At 44.5% G+C, this 18,393-nt stretch carries 17 protein-coding genes and 1 tRNA gene; 9 read left to right on the forward strand and 9 right to left on the reverse strand.

Annotated elements, in window-relative coordinates:
* Window positions 1-111: 111 nt before the first annotated feature.
* The 4 genes from htpG to TW81_RS16875 all read left to right on the forward strand — a co-directional run bounded on the left by htpG (window position 112) and on the right by TW81_RS16875 (window position 5,298).
* Window positions 112-2,016: a molecular chaperone HtpG gene (gene htpG / locus TW81_RS16860; protein WP_045956912.1), complete on the forward strand. Its 1,905-nt coding sequence runs from the start codon at window positions 112-114 to the stop codon at window positions 2,014-2,016.
* A 313-nt stretch (window positions 2,017-2,329) separates the two neighbouring features.
* Window positions 2,330-2,974, forward strand: a complete 645-nt coding sequence (gene adk / locus TW81_RS16865; RefSeq protein WP_045956913.1) for an adenylate kinase — start codon at window positions 2,330-2,332, stop codon at window positions 2,972-2,974.
* Between the two features lie 131 nt (window positions 2,975-3,105).
* Entirely contained in the window at window positions 3,106-4,062 is a 957-nt protein-coding gene (gene hemH, locus TW81_RS16870) for a ferrochelatase (RefSeq protein WP_045956914.1), read from the forward strand.
* Window positions 4,063-4,533: 471 nt separating this feature from the next.
* A complete protein-coding gene (locus TW81_RS16875; protein ID WP_045956915.1) occupies window positions 4,534-5,298 on the forward strand; it encodes an oligogalacturonate-specific porin KdgM family protein in 765 nt (254 codons plus the stop codon).
* A gap of 101 nt (window positions 5,299-5,399) precedes the next feature.
* Here the strand turns inward: TW81_RS16875 and TW81_RS16880 are convergent, their stop codons facing one another.
* Both TW81_RS16880 and TW81_RS16885 read right to left on the reverse strand, forming a co-directional pair.
* Window positions 5,400-5,840, reverse strand: a complete 441-nt coding sequence (locus tag TW81_RS16880; RefSeq protein WP_045956916.1) for a DUF411 domain-containing protein — start codon at window positions 5,838-5,840, stop codon at window positions 5,400-5,402.
* Between the two features lie 2 nt (window positions 5,841-5,842).
* A complete protein-coding gene (locus TW81_RS16885; RefSeq protein WP_045956917.1) occupies window positions 5,843-8,536 on the reverse strand; it encodes a heavy metal translocating P-type ATPase in 2,694 nt (897 codons plus the stop codon).
* A gap of 181 nt (window positions 8,537-8,717) precedes the next feature.
* Here TW81_RS16885 and gltX point away from each other — a divergent pair, with 181 nt between their 5' ends.
* Complete coding sequence (gltX, locus tag TW81_RS16890) at window positions 8,718-10,148, forward strand: glutamate--tRNA ligase (RefSeq protein ID WP_045956918.1); 1,431 nt, start codon at window positions 8,718-8,720, stop codon at window positions 10,146-10,148.
* A gap of 247 nt (window positions 10,149-10,395) precedes the next feature.
* On the forward strand, window positions 10,396-11,361 hold the full coding sequence (locus TW81_RS16895; protein ID WP_045956919.1) for an OmpA family protein: 966 nt from the start codon (window positions 10,396-10,398) through the stop codon (window positions 11,359-11,361).
* Window positions 11,362-11,414: 53 nt separating this feature from the next.
* On the opposite strand, the gene TW81_RS16900 is transcribed toward TW81_RS16895, so the two are convergent.
* The 4 genes from TW81_RS16900 to TW81_RS16915 all read right to left on the reverse strand — a co-directional run bounded on the left by TW81_RS16900 (window position 11,415) and on the right by TW81_RS16915 (window position 14,476).
* A complete protein-coding gene (locus tag TW81_RS16900; protein ID WP_045956920.1) occupies window positions 11,415-11,921 on the reverse strand; it encodes a hypothetical protein in 507 nt (168 codons plus the stop codon).
* Between the two features lie 254 nt (window positions 11,922-12,175).
* On the reverse strand, window positions 12,176-12,823 hold the full coding sequence (locus TW81_RS16905) for a hypothetical protein (RefSeq protein WP_045956921.1): 648 nt from the start codon (window positions 12,821-12,823) through the stop codon (window positions 12,176-12,178).
* A 386-nt stretch (window positions 12,824-13,209) separates the two neighbouring features.
* Window positions 13,210-13,286 (reverse strand) — tRNA-Arg (locus TW81_RS16910).
* 53 nt (window positions 13,287-13,339) lie between these two features.
* Window positions 13,340-14,476 carry a flagellar assembly protein FlgT gene (locus tag TW81_RS16915; protein WP_045956922.1) on the reverse strand — a complete coding sequence of 379 codons (1,137 nt, stop codon included), beginning with the start codon at window positions 14,474-14,476 and terminating at the stop codon, window positions 13,340-13,342.
* Between the two features lie 163 nt (window positions 14,477-14,639).
* Between TW81_RS16915 and TW81_RS16920 the strand changes: the two genes are divergently transcribed.
* Both TW81_RS16920 and flgP read left to right on the forward strand, forming a co-directional pair.
* Complete coding sequence (locus TW81_RS16920) at window positions 14,640-15,275, forward strand: FlgO family outer membrane protein (protein WP_045956923.1); 636 nt, start codon at window positions 14,640-14,642, stop codon at window positions 15,273-15,275.
* Window positions 15,276-15,283: 8 nt separating this feature from the next.
* Window positions 15,284-15,715 (forward strand): flagellar assembly lipoprotein FlgP, encoded by a 432-nt coding sequence (gene flgP / locus TW81_RS16925; RefSeq protein WP_045956924.1) that lies wholly within the window; start codon window positions 15,284-15,286, stop codon window positions 15,713-15,715.
* A gap of 78 nt (window positions 15,716-15,793) precedes the next feature.
* Here flgP and TW81_RS16930 read toward each other — a convergent pair whose 3' ends face one another.
* The 3 genes from TW81_RS16930 to flgA form a co-directional block, all read right to left on the reverse strand.
* A complete protein-coding gene (locus TW81_RS16930) occupies window positions 15,794-16,219 on the reverse strand; it encodes a flagella synthesis protein FlgN (protein ID WP_045956925.1) in 426 nt (141 codons plus the stop codon).
* Window positions 16,220-16,237: 18 nt separating this feature from the next.
* Entirely contained in the window at window positions 16,238-16,552 is a 315-nt protein-coding gene (flgM, locus tag TW81_RS16935; protein WP_045956926.1) for a flagellar biosynthesis anti-sigma factor FlgM, read from the reverse strand.
* Window positions 16,553-16,638: 86 nt separating this feature from the next.
* Entirely contained in the window at window positions 16,639-17,385 is a 747-nt protein-coding gene (flgA, locus tag TW81_RS16940) for a flagellar basal body P-ring formation chaperone FlgA (RefSeq protein WP_045956927.1), read from the reverse strand.
* An 80-nt stretch (window positions 17,386-17,465) separates the two neighbouring features.
* Between flgA and TW81_RS16945 the strand changes: the two genes are divergently transcribed.
* A complete protein-coding gene (locus TW81_RS16945; RefSeq protein ID WP_045956928.1) occupies window positions 17,466-18,392 on the forward strand; it encodes a chemotaxis protein CheV in 927 nt (308 codons plus the stop codon).
* Window position 18,393 lies beyond the last annotated feature (1 nt).

Consider the following 18,393-nt stretch of genomic DNA (forward strand, 5'->3'; position numbering starts at 1 on the left):
TTACCTTGAATTTACATTTGTCACCCTCATGTTAATTGGCAGAATCAAGCCAAATACATATTAGTATTATGAATCTATTGGTTTGATAAGTATAGAACTTATGGAGTTATCATGAGCGAAACAGCAACACAAAACAAAGAAACTCGTGGCTTTCAGTCTGAAGTAAAACAATTACTTCACTTAATGATTCATTCTCTTTATTCCAACAAAGAGATTTTCCTGCGCGAGCTTATTTCGAATGCGTCTGACGCTTCTGACAAACTGCGTTTTCAAGCACTGTCAAACCCAGAACTGTATCAAGGTGACGCTGATCTTGGTGTCAAACTTTCATTCGATGAGCAAGCCAATACCTTGACTATTTCAGATAACGGTATCGGTATGAGTCGTGATGATGTTATTGAGCATCTCGGAACGATTGCCAAATCAGGTACCGCTGAATTCTTCTCTAAGTTATCGGAAGACCAGTCTAAAGACTCTCAACTGATAGGTCAGTTTGGTGTCGGCTTCTACTCGGCATTTATTGTTGCCGATGCGGTGACGGTTCGTACTCGCGCTGCAGCCCTCCCTGCACAAGACGCTGTGCAATGGCATTCAGCAGGAGAAGGTGAGTACACCATTGAGACTATCAATAAAGAGTCTCGTGGTACCGATATTATTCTTCACATGCGTGATGAGGGTAAAGAGTTCTTAAGTGAATGGCGCCTTCGTGAAGTGATCAGTAAATACTCTGATCACATTGGCATTCCTGTCTCGATTCAAACCGTTGAGCGTGACGAAGAAGGTAAAGAGACAGGCGAGAAGAAGTGGGAGCAAATCAACAAAGCTCAAGCACTTTGGACACGCAACAAATCAGATATCACAGAAGAAGAGTATCAAGAATTTTATAAGCATGTTTCACACGACTTTGCTGATCCTCTTGTCTGGAGTCACAACCGCGTAGAAGGTAAAAACGACTACACCAGTCTGCTTTACATCCCTTCTAAAGCGCCTTGGGATATGATGAACCGCGATCATAAGTCAGGTCTTAAACTGTACGTTCAGCGCGTTTTCATTATGGATGACGCAGAGCAGTTTATGCCGTCGTATCTACGTTTTGTTCGTGGCTTGATTGACTCTAACGATCTGCCGCTTAACGTCTCGCGTGAAATCCTGCAAGATAACAAAGTGACTCAATCTTTGCGCAACGCTTGTACAAAGCGTGTTCTTACTATGCTCGAGCGTCTAGCAAAAAATGACCAAGAGAAATATCAGTCATTTTGGAAAGAGTTCGGCCTAGTGTTGAAAGAAGGCCCTGCGGAAGACATGAGTAACAAAGAGAAAGTTGCCGCGTTGTTGCGCTTCGCCTCCACTGAAGTTGATTCGGCAGAGCAAACGGTGGATCTCGCTTCATACGTTGAGCGCATGAAAGAGGGGCAGGATAAGATCTATTACCTCACTGCAGACAGTTATGCGGCAGCTAAAAATAGCCCGCACTTAGAGCAGTTCAAGGCGAAAGGTATTGAAGTTATTCTGATGTACGATCGCATCGATGAGTGGTTGATGAACTACCTCACGGAGTTCGATGGAAAACAGTTCCAATCGATCACGAAAGCGGGTCTTGATCTGAGTAAGTTTGAAGACGAAGCAGAAAAAGAGAAACAGAAAGAGACGGAAGAAGAGTTCAAATCTGTTGTTGAGCGCACCAAAGAGTACTTAGGCGATCGAGTTAAAGAAGTTCGCACGACCTTTAAGCTCGCGACTACCCCAGCGGTGGTTGTCACTGATGACTTCGAAATGGGTACGCAGATGGCTAAGCTTTTAGAAGCGGCAGGTCAGGCTGCACCAGAAGTGAAGTACATTTTTGAGCTTAACCCAGAGCATGCGCTTGTGAAGCAAATGGCTGATGAAGCCGATGAAGAATCCTTTGGTCGTTGGGTCGAAGTGCTACTTGGTCAGGCAATGCTCGCTGAGCGTGGCTCTATGGAAGACCCGTCTCAATTCTTAGGGGCAATTAACTCCCTTTTGACTAAGGGCTAATAACCTAAAAACATCAAAAAGCTCGCATCTTGCGGGCTTTTTGATTTATTTGCGTTAATCGTGAATAAAACCGCGCGAAGTTGCACACTTGTGTGAGTGTTTAAGCATTCTTTAGTCGTAATTCGCGCTTTGGTTTTTAATTGTATGATAGAATGCAATCTTGAAACCAAATGAGCAGGCGTGTAATGTGCACGCCTGCTTTATTGTTAACTATAAATAGTTATACCGAAACTTACCGTGAACTCAGGTTGTCGCACTCGATAGCACATAGTGAGCTTCGGTATAAATCATCATTATCTTAAGAGGATTCAACATGCGCATCATTCTTCTAGGTGCTCCAGGTGCAGGTAAAGGCACACAGGCTAATTTCATCATGGAAAAATACGGGGTTCCGCAGATCTCTACTGGTGACATGCTACGTGCTGCTATCAAAGCAGGTACAGAACTTGGCAAACAAGCTAAAGCTGTTATCGATGCTGGTCAGCTAGTTTCTGATGAAATCATTCTTGGTCTAATCAAAGAGCGTATTGCTCAACAAGACTGCGAAAAAGGTTTCCTACTTGATGGTTTCCCACGCACAATTCCTCAAGCTGATGGCCTGAAAGAGATGGGCGTAGATGTAGACTACGTTATCGAATTTGAAGTAGCGGATGATGTGATCGTTGAACGTATGGCCGGTCGCCGTGCGCACCTTCCGTCAGGTCGCACGTACCACGTTGTTTACAACCCACCTAAAGTGGAAGGCAAAGATGACGTTACTGGCGAAGATCTGGTTGTTCGTGATGACGATAAAGAAGAAACCGTTCGTGCTCGTCTCGGTGTTTACCATGATCAAACAGCGCCACTAATCTCTTACTACGGTAAAGAGGCAGAAGCGGGCAATACTAAGTACCTTAAATTTGATGGTACTAAGAAAGTTGCTGAAGTTAGTGCAGATATCGAGAAAGCGCTAGCATAATTTGCTCACCGTCGATTTTTAAAATTTGTTATAGTAAAGCGATCCTTTTGGGATCGCTTTTTTTTTGCTCCGAGTTTGATCCTATGTGGTGATCAGTACGTAGAGAGCTGTTTGAGTGTCGATGGGAAGCTATGCAAAACGATAAAAAACAAGGTGTGCTATTAGTCAACTTAGGTACGCCAGACGAAGCCACCGCACCTGCGGTTAAGCGCTTTTTAAGCCAGTTTCTTCATGATAAACGCGTTGTGGATATGACGCGTTGGTTGTGGTGCCCAATTTTGCACGGGGCTATTTTGCCTATCCGTGCCCCTAAAGTGGCTAAGTTGTATCAATCGGTTTGGTTGGATGATGGCTCTCCATTATTGGTTTATTCAAAAAAGCAGGTAGAGAAATTGCGCACGCTGGTGGAGATGCCAGTTGAGCTGGGCATGACCTATGGTAATCCGAGTTTGCAGTCGGGTATTGAATCTTTGTTAACCCAAGGTGTTAACGAGGTGATTGTGTTACCACTTTATCCTCAATATTCAGGAACGACGACGGCTGCGGTATCTGACGGCTTGACGAAAGCATTTCAGAATATCTCTGTCATGCCCGCATTTCGTTTTATTCGTGACTATCATGATCACCCGCTATACATCAAAGCACTAGCCGAGAGTGTTAAGCGCTCATGGCAAGAAAATGGTCAAGGTGACTACTTGCTTTGTTCGTACCACGGAATTCCAAAGCGTTACGCAGACAATGGCGATATTTATCCTCAGCATTGTGATAGAACTACAACGCTTCTTGCGCGTGAGCTTGGCTTAGCGCCAAATCAGATTGGGATGACGTTTCAATCACGTTTTGGTCGCGAAGAGTGGTTACAGCCGTACACGGATAAAACCATCGAAACCTTGCCTGGCAAAGGTATTAAAAAGCTCGACATCTTGGCTCCTGCTTTCTCGGCTGATTGTATTGAGACGCTTGAAGAAATATCCGATCAGTGCCGCGAACTGTTTATGGAAAATGGCGGCGAGAAATTTACCTACATTCCATGCCTTAACGATGACGAGCTGCATATTCGAATGATGATAGATTTAATTTCTGACTGATAAACCAGTCAATCATTGCTTTAAACCAAGGTCGCTTATGCGGCCTTTTTTACTTTCTAAACCATCAGTTTTCGGCAAAATCGTGGCAAGGGTGTGTTTTTGGAATGGGGGATAACTCAGTGTATTTAGTGATCAAGATCTAGTTATGCGGAGTGGAAAGTTAAAGGAACCTAAATGCACTGTGAGCTAAAGAGTCCCTGCGGCCGAAAAGAAAAAGCGTGTGTTATGTTCTTCACATTTTTTATTTTATGTTATTTTTTGTTTTTTGTTAACTATATGAAATTTAGGTATTAAATTAATTTTTGGTTTTTTACGTTGAACTGTGTCGCACTAAGTTAGGATTAATTTTTTATCATAAATTAAATGGGACATTATGGTGCCAAGCCAGGGAGGCAAATCATTTCAGCGGTTTTAGGTGAAGAACTACCACGTGAACAGCCGCAGCACATTTTAGTAATAAGGCAGACTATAATGAAAAAACTATTTGTACTGACAGCACTTGCTTCTGTTATCGCAGCTCCGGCTATGGCGAACGAGTTTGATGAAAATGTTCAACTAGCAGAGCAAAGCACAGCGAAAAACTCTTACGTAACAGGTAACGTTCAGTTCCATGATGGCGATCTTCATGGTAACAGTGCGACATCAACGCTTGAAGCTGGTCACACGTTTACTAACTCTTTAGGTGGTTTCACGGTATACGCCGAGTTTGACGGTATCTCTATCGGTGACCCAGTGGTTGATGGTAAGAACAATTCAATTGGTGTGACTGTCGGCGGTGAGCAAGCATTCAATATTACCGATAACTTCTGGGTAGGCGTGGGTTACCAGCACCTGCTTGTAGATGGCGATACTGCGCAATACCGTCCTTTAGTTAAGATTGGCTACAACTTTGACAATGGTCTGTCTATCAGCAACCGTACTCGTGCTCATATCAATGAAGACAGTAGCCTAAACAACGATATTCGTTTCGACAACCGCATTGGCTATGTAGTAAATAAAGATATTTCAATCGCGTACAATAATGTGTATGTCATTGCGGGCAATGAGTCACAGTACAGCCCATCAGGCGAAATGAAGAAACAAGATACTATGGACCATGAGTTACGTGTAACTTGGACTCGCCAAGGTGTGCAGCCGTACTTTGAGTTCCGCAGCCAAGCAAATGGTGCAGACGATGCAACAGGTTCAAGCATTCAGAACAATGCATTTGTATTTGGTGCTTCTTACGGGTTTTAATCCATCTTGACTTAGCAACGAAACGACAAAGCCCAGCACTGCTGGGCTTCATTGTATTAGAGCTGAGTAACATGCTTCCGTTGTCTACTAAGAACTGTGTTTTAATTGCCTTGGTAGTGGCGGTAGGTGAACACTTGTCCTTGTTCATTAAACGCGTACACGGTGAACTCATCTTTTTTATCACCATACTCCATGCCTGGAGAGCCCATTGGCATTCCCGGAACGGCAAGACCTTTCGCGTTACGTGGTGGGTTCTCTAAGAATGCTTTGATATCCGCCGCTGGAATGTGGCCTTCAAAAACATATCCATCAATCTCAGCGGTATGACAAGACGCCAGTTCAGGCGTAATACCAAGCTTTTTCTTAATTGGATTCATGTTCTCGTGCAGTTTTTCATCAACCTTGAATCCGGCGTCTTGCATATGCTTAGTCCATTCACTACAGCAACCACAGTAAGGTGATTTGTGATTGAGAACATCGGCAGCAAGAGCTTGTCCTGAAAGTAGTGCGAGTACCGCGAGTGTAAGAGCTTTAGTTTTCATAATTACCCCTGTGAAGTTTTGAATAGTCGTAGACGGTTAGCGTTGCTGACAACCGTGATGGATGAGAGGGCCATTGCTGCACCTGCTACAACAGGGCTGAGCAAAAAGCCAAAGGTTGGATACAACACGCCAGCGGCAATTGGAATGCCAAGTGAGTTGTAGATAAACGCACCAAACAAGTTCTGTTTCATGTTGCGTAGCGTTGCTTTTGACAACTCAATCGCTTTAATAACAGACATTGGCGACGAGTTGAGTAGGGTTATTTGCGCACTTTCAATGGCAACGTCACTCCCGCTGCCCATCGCAATACCAATATCAGCCAGTGCAAGGGCGGGGGCGTCGTTTACACCATCGCCAATCATGGCGACTTGCCGTCCTTCACTTTGCAGTGTTGCAATATGGTTGGCTTTTTCATCAGGCATTACTTGTGCGATAACTCGCTCTATGCCAAGCTTGTTAGCAATGGAATTGGCGACCGATTGGTTGTCACCTGTAAGCATCACGGTAAGAATGTTGGCCGCCTTTAATGTTGCAACAGCCGCTAATGCATCTTCTTTAATTGGATCGGCAATAGCTATGGTTCCTAGAATTGTGTCGTCAGCCGAGATAATGATCGGTGTCCAAGCATTGTCGAGATAGCGTTTAATTTCATCTTCGACCCTTGAGAGAGCCCAAGATTGCGCTTGAGCATAGTTAAGTGACACTATCGCGATTCGTTGGCTTTGCACTTTGGCAAATACCCCTTGTCCGCGGCGATTTTCAAAGTTTTCAATCTCAAAAAGTTCTCGCTCTTTTTCCAATGCGGCATTCACAATGGCTTTGGCGAGCGGATGTTCCGAGTGCTTTTCTATCGATGCCGCTAAGGTCAGTAGTGCATCTTGCTGTTGGTCAATGGCATAAATAGATTGAACTTGCGGCTTTCCTTTTGTCAGCGTACCGGTTTTATCAAACACAACGGTATCAATTTTACTGGCTGATTGAAGAACATCCGCATCCTTAATTAAGATACCCATTTCAGCAGCTTTACCCATGCCAACGGTTACCGATAAAGGTGTCGCTAGCCCTAGCGCGCATGGACACGCAATGATTAATACCGTTGTTGCTACTACTAGCATGTAGCTCGCTTTGGGTTCAGGGCCAAACATGAACCACACCAATGCAGACGCTAAGGCAATTGCGACAACCACAGGCACGAATACTGAAGATATTTGGTCGGCGAGCTTAGCGATTGCAGGTTTACTGCTCTGCGCTTCACGTACCATAGTGATAATCCGCGCAAGCATAGTGTCGCTGCCAATGCCTGAGGCATTAATGATAAGGCTACCATCTTGGTTGATGGTTCCCGCAGAGACGCTTTCTCCCTGTTGCTTGTGAACTGGGACTGGCTCTCCAGTCAACATTGATTCATCAAGGTATGACTCTCCTGACTCAACAATGCCATCAACCGGAACTTTTTCTCCGGGTCTAACTCTCAGCCTCATCCCCAACTCAATCTGTTCAAGTGGGATTTCACGATCACCTGATTCTGTTACTAAGGTTGCAACCTGTGGCTGAAGATTAATCAGCGCTTGCAATGAACGAGTGGTTTTCGCCTTTGCTTTGGCTTCGATGTAGTGACCAAGAGAGATTAAACCGACAATCATGGCGCTGGCTTCAAAGTAAACATGACGTGACGCAAGCGGAAACCATTCAGGGAAGGTGACGACTAGCATTGAAAATAGCCAAGCCGCACCAGTGCCAAGCGCAACTAAGGTGTCCATTGTCGCTCTTTTATGCGTCAGTGCTTGCCATGCATTGGTAAAGAAACCTCGGCCAGCAGTGGCAAGCAACCAGAAGCAAATTACGCCCACCATGCCCCAGATAAATTGGTCTGCGCTATTGCGGATCATCATGTTGCCACCAAAGATGCCCCAAAACATCAGGGGAGCACCCACCGCTATCCCTGTCAGCGCGCTTTTCTGATGTTGGGACTTGATTGCCTCTTGCTGTTCGATTTGCCTTTGTTGCTGCGTTTTAGGGTCAGCAATGATTTGGGCTTGATAACCAGCGTTGATGATACTTTTCAGCAACTCGTTTTCTATTTGTTGGTGCTCAACTGAGGTAAACACCAATGCATTTTGCTCAGCTAAGTTAACTTGAGCTTTATCTACTCCAGAGACAGAATTCAGAGCTTTTTCGACAGAAGAGACACAGCTTGCGCAGGTCATGCCAGAAATAAGCATGTGGATCGAGGTGGTCGAAGTAGGCGATTCTGCTTGGTCAAAAGTTGGGGAGACGAGTTCTTGTTCTAGCTCAGTATTCGTTGTCGCCTCAGTTTCTTGAACCGCTTGATAACCGAGAGAATCAACGGTCTCGATGATCTCATCGACGGAGCGCAACGTTGTTATTGTTAGCTCTGATTTAGATACGCTAAAAGAACCATTGTAAGGATCACTGACTAGGGCTTGTTCAAGTTTGGCGACACATTTAGCGCAATTGAGCCCCGACAAGAAGAAACGATACTGGTTACCCGCTACGTAACCTAATTGCTCTATCGTGTCAGCAACCGTTGAAAACGTCTCATCAACGTCGAGTGATACAAAAGTCGGCGTTAACTGATGAATGTGAACGTGATGCTCTGCATTGAGTGCTCGCTCCACTTTGCGAGCGCAGCCCATGCAATTGAGACCTGACAATGGAATATCAAACTTAGCCATATTGACACCTAGCAAAATGAATCTATGAATAAGCGTAAACCTTACCTCAAGGGGAAGGTCAAGTATTTAAATAACGGCAAGGATTGTAGATTTGCATATCGGTGCTAAAATAACGCGCAATTTTGGCACTAGTCTACTTATCATGGACGGTGCGGTCATTTAGACAATCAAGGTATTTTACATGACGGTTAAAACTCGTTTTGCTCCTAGCCCAACTGGCTACTTACACGTTGGTGGTGCTCGTACTGCACTTTACTCTTGGCTATACGCTAAAAACCAAGGTGGTGAATTCGTTCTACGTATCGAAGATACTGATCTTGAACGTAACTCTAAAGAAGCGGTTGATGCGATCCTAGAAGGCATGGAATGGCTAGGTCTTGAGTGGAACGAAGGTCCTTACTTCCAAACTCAACGTTTTGATCGTTACAACGAGATGGTTGATAAGCTTCTAGCAGAAGATAAAGCCTACAAATGTTACGCATCTAAAGAGCTGCTAGACGAAGTTCGTGCAGAGCAAGAAGCAAACAAAGAAATGCCTCGTTACGACGCAAACCATCCAAAAATTAAAGCGGCTAACGAAGCGGCTAAAGATGGTGACCCATGTGTAATCCGTTTCCGTAACCCGAAAGAAGGCAGCGTAGTATTTGATGACCAAATCCGTGGCCGCATCGAAATCAGCAACACACAAATGGATGATCTGATCATCCGTCGTACCGATGGTTCTCCAACCTACAACTTCTGTGTCGTGGTTGACGACTGGGATATGGGCATCACTCACGTAGTGCGCGGTGAAGATCACATTAACAACACGCCTCGTCAGATCAACATCTACGAAGCGCTAGGTGCACCAGTACCAACGTTTGCACACTGTGCAATGATCTTAGGCGATGACGGTGCGAAACTGTCTAAGCGTCACGGAGCAGTATCTGTGATGCAGTACCGCGATATGGGCTACCTGCCAGCAGCTTTAAACAACTACCTAGTGCGTCTAGGTTGGTCTCACGGTGACCAAGAGATCTTCACTCAAGAAGAAATGATCAACTTGTTCAGCCTAAACGCAGTGTCTAAGTCAGCGTCTGCATTCAACACTGACAAACTGCTATGGTTGAACAATCACTACATCAAAAACTCAGATCCAGAGTACGTTGCAGAGCACCTACAATGGCACCTAGATCAGCAGAAGCTCGATGTGACAAATGGCCCTTCTATTACTGACGTGATCAAGCTTGTCGGTGAGCGTTGCAACACACTCGTCGAGCTAGCAGAGCAAATCCGTTACTTCTATGAAGATTTCGCTGAGTTTGAAGCAGGCGCGGCGAAAAAACACCTACGCGGCGTTTCTAAAGAGCCTCTAGAACTCGCACTAGCGAAAGCAGAAGCACTGACTGAGTGGACAGCAGCGAACATCAAAGATGGCGTTATCGCTGCGGTATGTGAAGAGCTAGAAATCGGCATGGGCAAAATCGGTATGCCGTTACGTGTAGCAGTAACTGGTGGCGGTCAGTCTCCTTCTGTTGATGCAGTGATGGAACTGATTGGTAAAGAGCGCTGCGTTGCTCGTATCAAGATGGCGCTTGAGTTCATCGCTGAGCGTGAAACAAACGCTCAATAGATCCTAGTCAATACTCATGTTAAACCGCGGCAATTTGTCGCGGTTTTTTTGTATATTGTATTGCAGTTCACAGAGTGAGTGTCTTATTTCTAATACGACTAAGCAAACTATAATTACCGCAGCTATTTTTTCTTAAATGGTTTTGTTTGGAATATGCAATAGTGATGCTATTGTCTGAGGCTCAAGTTGGAATGAATTGTCTGGTGTGTCTAGGCAATGAAAACATAATGATAAATGGGGAAATCTCATGAATAAGTTAGCAGCGGTAATTTCGGGTGCACTTGTACTCTCTTCAATGAACGCGAATGCAAATTTTTATCTTGGTGGTAAGGTTGGTAAGGCTTGGCTGAATGATGCCTGTACATCGGTTACCGTAAATTGTGATGATGACTCGGCGACGCTAGGACTGTTAGGTGGCTATGAGTTTTTAGATTGGCTTGCTCTAGAAGCTGGCTATGACTATTTGGGTGATTACACGGTCGATGGCGTTAGTGACGACAGTATTGGGGCCTGGACGTTAGCGCCTAAGTTTACATGGCATTTTAACGACAGTACTGGTGTATACGCAAAGCTTGGTGCCGCTCGTGTTGACTATGGTAGTGCCAATGACACTACATTTTTAGGTGCTGTGGGTTTTGAGTTCTTTACCACTGATCCGATAACGGTTCGTCTCGAATATCAACAACTGACGGATGTAGGTGGTAATTGGACGGATGCCACAGCGCATAGTGCAACGTTAGGGTTTATATATAAATTTGGCCACGGTGCTCAGACAGAGCCTGAACCTTACGTTGCAGAAGAGATGGTTGCTGAGGAAGTGGTAGAAGAAGTGGTGGTCACCCCTGTGGTTAAGATGTTTGAAGCGAAGGCGATTGACTCGGGCGCGTTTGCTGTTAACAGCACTGAACTAAAAACGGAAAGCGTACCTATGCTTGAAGAGTTAGTCGAGTTTATGAAGCAATATCCGCAATCGAATGTTGAAATTACTGGCTATACGGACTCACGGGGGGCGGCAGCTTATAACCAGACTCTGTCAGAAAAACGTGCCCAATCCGTTGCAGATGTTTTGGTTAAAGAAGGAATAGACAGTTCACGAATCACCGCAACGGGTGAAGGTGAAAATAATCCTATCGCTTCGAATGAGACCCGTGAAGGTCGAGCTCAGAACCGTCGCGTTGAAATTGTTGTACCTGCTTTTGAATACCAAGAGTAATTAGAGCGCACGAAAAAGCCTTGGCAGTAAGCCAAGGCTTAAATTTGTTGTTACTATTTCAAATCAATACTGTTCAAACGCCCCATAAATTCCAGAATTTCGAGGTTCTCTTTGTTGGCTTCTAACAAAGCTTTTTTAGTTTTCGAGTAGGCCGCTAATCGACCATGTTTTTTTATCGAACAGACGACACTGCGGTAAATTAATTTACCCGTCTCATCGTAGTTGCGCCAAGCGGCAATGTAGCATTCATCTTTTGCCGTAGGGTTATCTTTGGTTGGCCGAGGTTTAAAAATAATTTTGGGTTCTAGCGAATGTGGCAGGCGAGTCATTAAGTAGGGATCCTTAAGCAGTTTTCGCCAAAATTTGCCCCACATTTCAGTGCCGAGCTCATTGCGAAGTTTAATTGCCTTCTTCAATCCTTTCTTTTCCCCAATACGAACATAACCCACTGAACGATGAAGAACTTTATCATCTGGTGTGTGGATGTGTATCTTGAAGGCGGTCTTGGCTTTCGAAATAAAGCGGTGACCAGTGTTAGTGGTCAAGTTACTCTTTTTCATTTATTCATTATAAATAGTTTTGTTAATAGCTATTTTAGTTGAATGTATGCAATTGTTGAAGATTTGTTTTTGTCGCACTTAATCTAGCAGTATCAAGGCGAAAATGACTCGTGGATTTTTATACTACTAGTGGAGTAGGGAGTTGATCTTTGCCGGGTGGTATTCTGGGAGAAGTGAGGTATCGCTGCAATCAATACGCGATCGAGTTGGATGAGCCCCTAGTTAGTCACTAACTAGGGGCTGAAAAGCGGCAATTATGCGGGAATAAAAGTTCTTGGTGGGTTGTTTGGATTGAGTAAGTGACGTAAGCGGCGTCCGCTAAAACCAGGGCTCATACCGCCAATGCGTTGCCAATCTGACCAACCCGGCGCACCATCGGAAGAGTTAATCCATTTCTGCTGATTAATATTGCCCATTAAATGGTTGTTCTGACCAATCATGTGCATATGATCGGTTCGGCTTACGTTGACGACTCTTAATGGCGCATCTAGCTTGCCGTTTAAGTTGCCACCTTGACAAAAGTTATTGATCGCTTGAACAACACTTGCGCCACGAGCGGTTGTGTCAGTCGAGCTACCAGAGGTAACCAAAGAGGCGCTGTAGTATGGCTGCTTAACCCCACTGCCGTCTCGTAGGATTTCCATTAGCTGTCGAGTTAGGTTAACGGCATTGGCGGTAAAGCTCTCATCCAAGTGGCAAAGAAATGCGCTCTCACTTTCATTTTCTACAACCACAAGGCAATGGCATGGACCGACACCTGTAGTAATTAACGCTGTTTTTGCTTGGTCAGGAAATTTTTTGGGTTGAAAACAAAACCCTACATATCCTTGAGGTACGTTCAATACTTTACTTGCTCTGCCTAATTCCGTGTCCAATATCGCTTTAGGGTTGGTTTGGATCATAGCTAAATCCCTTTAATTCAAATAGTTGATTTCAAACTGAATCGTTAGATCAGGTTTTCATCGTCGAGCAGGCAGTTTGTTTGCACAAATAGCGCCCATCAATGATTGTTGAGGTAAATGTCTGGCGTGTAAATATCAAGCTTTAATATAGTGGGGGGCTAGTCATAGTGCAAGATTAATGTGCCATTATCGGGCGAAGCAAACCTCTTATATTCAAAGGGTTAAATATAAAACCTTGTACTTACACCTTGGGAGTCTTCATTGTTTGTCGTTTCTCTCTTCGCTAAGTCTAGCTAATGTTTCTGAGGTCATAACCAAACTGACATGCAATGAGTGAGATAAGCAAAAGGGTCTGAAAGTGAGAATGCTTTCAGACCCTGAATTTTTGGCGCTCCCGACAGGATTCGAACCTGTGACCTATCCCTTAGGAGGGGATCGCGCTATCCAGCTGTGCCACGGGAGCTTAGCCGCTATAATACTGATTTCAATTCATAAGTTAAGTTTTTACTTGTGAATTTACAACAGCTTGTGCATTACGTCGCCGATTTGGATGCTGCCTGCAAGTTCAGCTTGATCTACGGTTAACTCGGCTTCGTTTTCATAAACGCGCGACACGGTAAGGGTAATTTCGGTTTCTGTCACTTTGTTGCGCGGTAAGCCACGTTGGTCGATGAAGGAACCTGTATGCCAAAGTTGTAGCTTATCTCCCTCAGTGACTCCATGAATGCGGCCAAGGTCGATGGTTATCGTGTTGTCCCACTTGGCGACAACTTCAGGTAAGGTGATTTTGCACGAGATTTCAGATTCGAGGTCTAGCATAATATTACGGCTGACACGCAACATCATGTCACCGTAGGTAGAAGCCCAAAAGCGAGCACTTCGCGTATCTACTTGGCTGGTTTTTGCAAATGGCCAACGCGCAACTTCACGATAGTTACGATTGTATACTTCGTTACCAGTCTTGCCGTCAAATACCTTCATCTCTAATGCGAACTGGCGATTGATAACATCATCGGTCAGCAACCCACCTTGTTCAATGGTGGCTGTAAGATCGGTTATCACACCGCCAATGATGTATTGAGCACCAGTGTCTTGCGCAATCATTTTTAGGCGCTCAGGATAGCGTTTGTTGATCTCGTAGTCAGTTGTACCAACAGAGACAAAACTGGTGGATTGTTGGTCGATCTGACGATTAATAACACTCGCAAAGTCATCGCCCACACTATAAATCTGTCCCATTACCGCTTGCTGGGGATCGGCAACATCAACATTGCCGATGAGAAACGTCTTTTTGTACTGGCTGACGTGGCAACCCGTTGCCGATGGGTAGATATCAACACGTGCTCTAACAGACATGACACCGCTGCGACTTCTTTGCTCGTCGACCAAGATGTAGCGTACTTCGCTGTTGGTAAACTGATATTCTTTTCTCTCACTTTCAAGTAAAGGGCGCAAATTGGCAATGCTACCGATATCGGCTCCCGAAAAACTGACCGCTTTATACAAAGCATCTTCTAGGGCATGAATACGAGCGACCTCTTCAGATGACACTATCGTTGCGGTCCCTGTAACTTCAAACCACGCCGAATATACGGTATGCGACATTAAACTGAGGCACAGTGTGGAAAAGAAGAGAAGAAGCGATTTTTTCATATCTATTTACCAAGTTGGTTCATTTTTTGCTTGTTAAATCTTAACTGATTTAGGCTTTGTTTTTCTGAATAGTTGCAATGATAGAAAAGCAAGGAATGTTCCACTTTTAGAAGAGAGCTAAAAGTTCTTACATTTAAAGCCTTAATGTATCGGAGATTTGAGAATGAAAAAATGGCTATCGCTAGTCCCTGCAGTGTTTTTAACTGCATGTGCCTATGCCCCAATATACAACGGTAAAGAACCGTATTCTGGCTCCCAGTTTATGCTGATGGAGAGCCCGCGTCATACTCTTGACTTCTTTGTTGAGAGCATGACAGAAGACCTGATGATATCGAACACTAGTGTTTCAGCTCGCACACCTATTGCTGTCACTTCGTTTGTGGATCTACAAAATATGGATGCGACCAACTGGCTAGGTAATTCGGTATCAGAAGGCTTTATTCACCAATTCCAGCGCCGTGGTTTTAAAGTGGTTGATTTTAAAACCACGGGGTCTATCCAGGTGACCCATCAAGGTGATTTTGCATTCAGTCGTGATTGGAAAGATTTGGCACAAGAGCAAGATATCCAATATGTACTGACCGGAACCATGCTTCGTCAAGAGGGAGGGGTGTTGGTCAATGCTCGTGTCGTTGGTATGCAGTCTCGCGTTGTTGTTGCAACCGCTCAAGGGTTCTTGCCTGCCGATCGTATTGGACGAGATCTTGATACCCTTAATAGCATTCGTACTCAAGATGGTGTATTGATCCGTTCTGACCCAACAATCACTCAGCCATATACGGTTATTCTGCGCCCATAGGAGACAAGATGAAAAAGCTATTACTCCTCATTGTTGCTATCGCTATGGTCGGTTGTCAGCCTCTCAATACCATGCGTCCAGATGATTGGTTGACTGCGGTTGGTTACGCCAGCATCAGTGAGCAGAAAGGTCGTAATGACGAGGAAAAGCAAGTTAGGGCAATGCGGGCGTCTAAAATCGATGCCTATCGAGAGCTCGCTGAGCAAGTTTATGGTATGCGAGTGAGTGGCCGAGCCGATCTTAATGATCAACGACTGGGCACAGAACTGACTTCTGGGGCTGTCGATGGTGTGATCCGTGGTGCCGAAGTCGTTCGCAGTTACAAAGTCGGTGACAGCTATGTAACTGAACTTAGGTTAGATATTCAGAAAATGAACAAGCTGCGTGACTATGGGGAAGTGCAAGCTGTTCCGGAAAAGCGTCAACAAACTTTATTCTAGACTCTCTATCTCCGATACATAAAAAAAGCGGCAATCATGGATTGCCGCTTTTTTATGTCCGATCATTTCTCTGTGTGGCTAAGCTTTAATGTTGGTGCCCAATGTCGTCACATTCTTGGTTTGGCCTTCTGCGGTATAGGTCATGCCGAGTTTGCCTTGTGATTGCTGCATCAAATTATTGAGTTTATTAAAGCTCAGTTGGGCACGCTGCAAAGCTTCACCATTAATATCATTGGCTTGTTGACACTCACTGACTATTGCACGAATTTGTGTGACCAGAGGGCTCAACTCTGGGTCATTCGATAGGCGCTCCACATCAGGGTGGCGACGAACTCGTTCGTCAGTGTTTTGCAACTGTTCAATCAAGGTGATTTTTTGTTTGGCGATAGACTCAATGTCTTTCGATACGCGATTAGCTATGGCAAGTCTCTCTTGCTCAAGAACCTTGGTCAGCTCTTGCGCATTGTTTAATTGAAACTCTAGCAAACTTAGAATTGCGGCCATGCTTGACTACCTTGCGAATTATAATCCGCCGAACTCTTTCTCGAACTTCATCATATTTTCAGCCAGTCTTTCAGGATCGACACTGTAAGAGCCATTAGCAATAGCTTCTTTTATCGCAGCGACTTTTGCTTTGTCAAAGCTAGGCTGACTTACCATCTGATTGTGCATTTCTCCCACCGCTTTACCTTGTGAACTCAGTGAAACGGCATCTTGTGCGACACTCGATTTCTTTGCAGAGCCAGAGCTGCTAGTTGGACTGCTGTCACCACGAACAGAACTACGCGTCGTCGTCGAAAGCGTTTGTCCTGAGCGTATATTGTCAATACCTGCCATAATTGTTGAGCCTTTTAGAAAAGTTATCTACTTGTACTGTCAATATCGACTAACACGATTAGAACTTTAGCTTTTTTTTAATTTGGCTAAAAGACAACGGTCACTTCAGAAATTCCAGTTACACGTCCCTCAATTATACGGTTGGATTTACTATTTTTCACTCTTATATGTTCACCGTGTGAACCATCTGTGAGCGCGATGCCTTTTGTGGTGATCGTCATCCCCGAATTTACCGCTTTTATGGTCACGGTTTCATTGCGGCACACAACGCAAATGTCTCTAGCTTCTATAATGTCACCAGAGTGAAGGTTTTTCTTTGTTTTTGCGCCGATGACTGCATCAATGGTGGAAAAGCCTTGCCGCCTAAAGCGTTGTAAGTCTACCATGTTAATAGTGACATCTTGAGCGGAGATTATCTGTCCACGAGAGAGTGGTGTCACTAACACGACTTGCGGGCCGGTTCGAGTCAATCGAACAGGGACGTAAACGTGCCAATTTTCTTCAGAGCATTCAACTAACACCGTAATATTGCTTGCGTTTGGGTTGATTGAAGAAGATGAACTGGTTAATGAAGTAGGGCAGTCAGTGGCAAAAATACGGCTATCAATACTGGCTGCTGTGGCTTCTAAAGTGCCACCTGATGGCCATTCAATTGTTGCGAGAATGTACTCTTCTGCAGCTTGTTGGATAAGTTGGATTTGGTTTTCTGTTGCGGATGTCGCTGAAAAACTAAAGAAAAAGAACAAAAAGCCGATAGACTTATAAAACTTTTTATAGAAAGCTCTACAATTAGTTATGGAAAATGAGCATAAGTGTGATTTAAGGTATGTCATTCTATTTCTCTAATGTTTTACATGGCCGCTAGTAGACTACCATTTTTTTTAGCACGAAAGTTTGAGATGGAGATGAGCTTATGTCGGGTATTCTTGATTCTGTGAATCAGCGTACGCAACTCGTCGGTCAAAACCGATTAGAACTCTTAACATTTCGCCTTATGGGGCGTCAACGTTACGGAATAAACGTATTTAAAGTAAAAGAGGTACTTCAGTGCCCTAAGCTTACTTCTATGCCCAATTTACACCACCTAGTAAAAGGGGTGGCGCATATCCGTGGCCATACGGTTTCCGTTATCGACTTGAGCCTTGCTATCGGTGGCCGCCCGACCACTGATGTCGAGAAGGCATTTGTCGTCATTGCTGAATTCAATAGAACCATTCAGGCATTCTTGGTTACGTCTGTAGAACGTATTATCAATATGCACTGGGAGGCTATCCTGCCACCACCTGAAGGGGCGGGAAAAGGAAACTATCTTACAGCCGTCACTAATATCGACAATGAGCTGGTTGAGATTCTCGATGTAGAAAAGATCCTAGCAGAAATCGCGCCAATCGATGAAACGATGGACTCTTCGATCGGTGAAGAAATTGCTCAAGCAGAAACAGAGAAAGAAATTGTTCGCCGAATTTTGATCGCTGATGATTCAACCGTTGCTCGTAAGCAAGTTGAACGTGCCATTACGTCGTTAGGGTTTGAGGTTGTTGCTGTTAAAGACGGTAAAGAAGCCTACGAAAAATTGGTTGAAATGGCAGCCGAAGGCAGTATTTATGAACAAATATCTCTGGTAATCTCAGATATTGAGATGCCCGAAATGGATGGTTATACGCTTACAGCAGAGGTAAGGCGTCATCCTGACCTTAAAGACCTTTATGTTATTCTTCACTCATCACTCAGTGGTGTATTTAACCAAGCTATGGTTGAGCGTGTTGGTGCGAATGCCTTTATCGCCAAATTTAACCCAGATGAGCTTGGTAATGCGGTGAAATCTGCACTTACAGAATAAA

The sequence above is a fragment of the Vibrio galatheae genome (genome assembly GCF_000967545.1).
Lineage (GTDB): Bacteria > Pseudomonadota > Gammaproteobacteria > Enterobacterales > Vibrionaceae > Vibrio > Vibrio galatheae.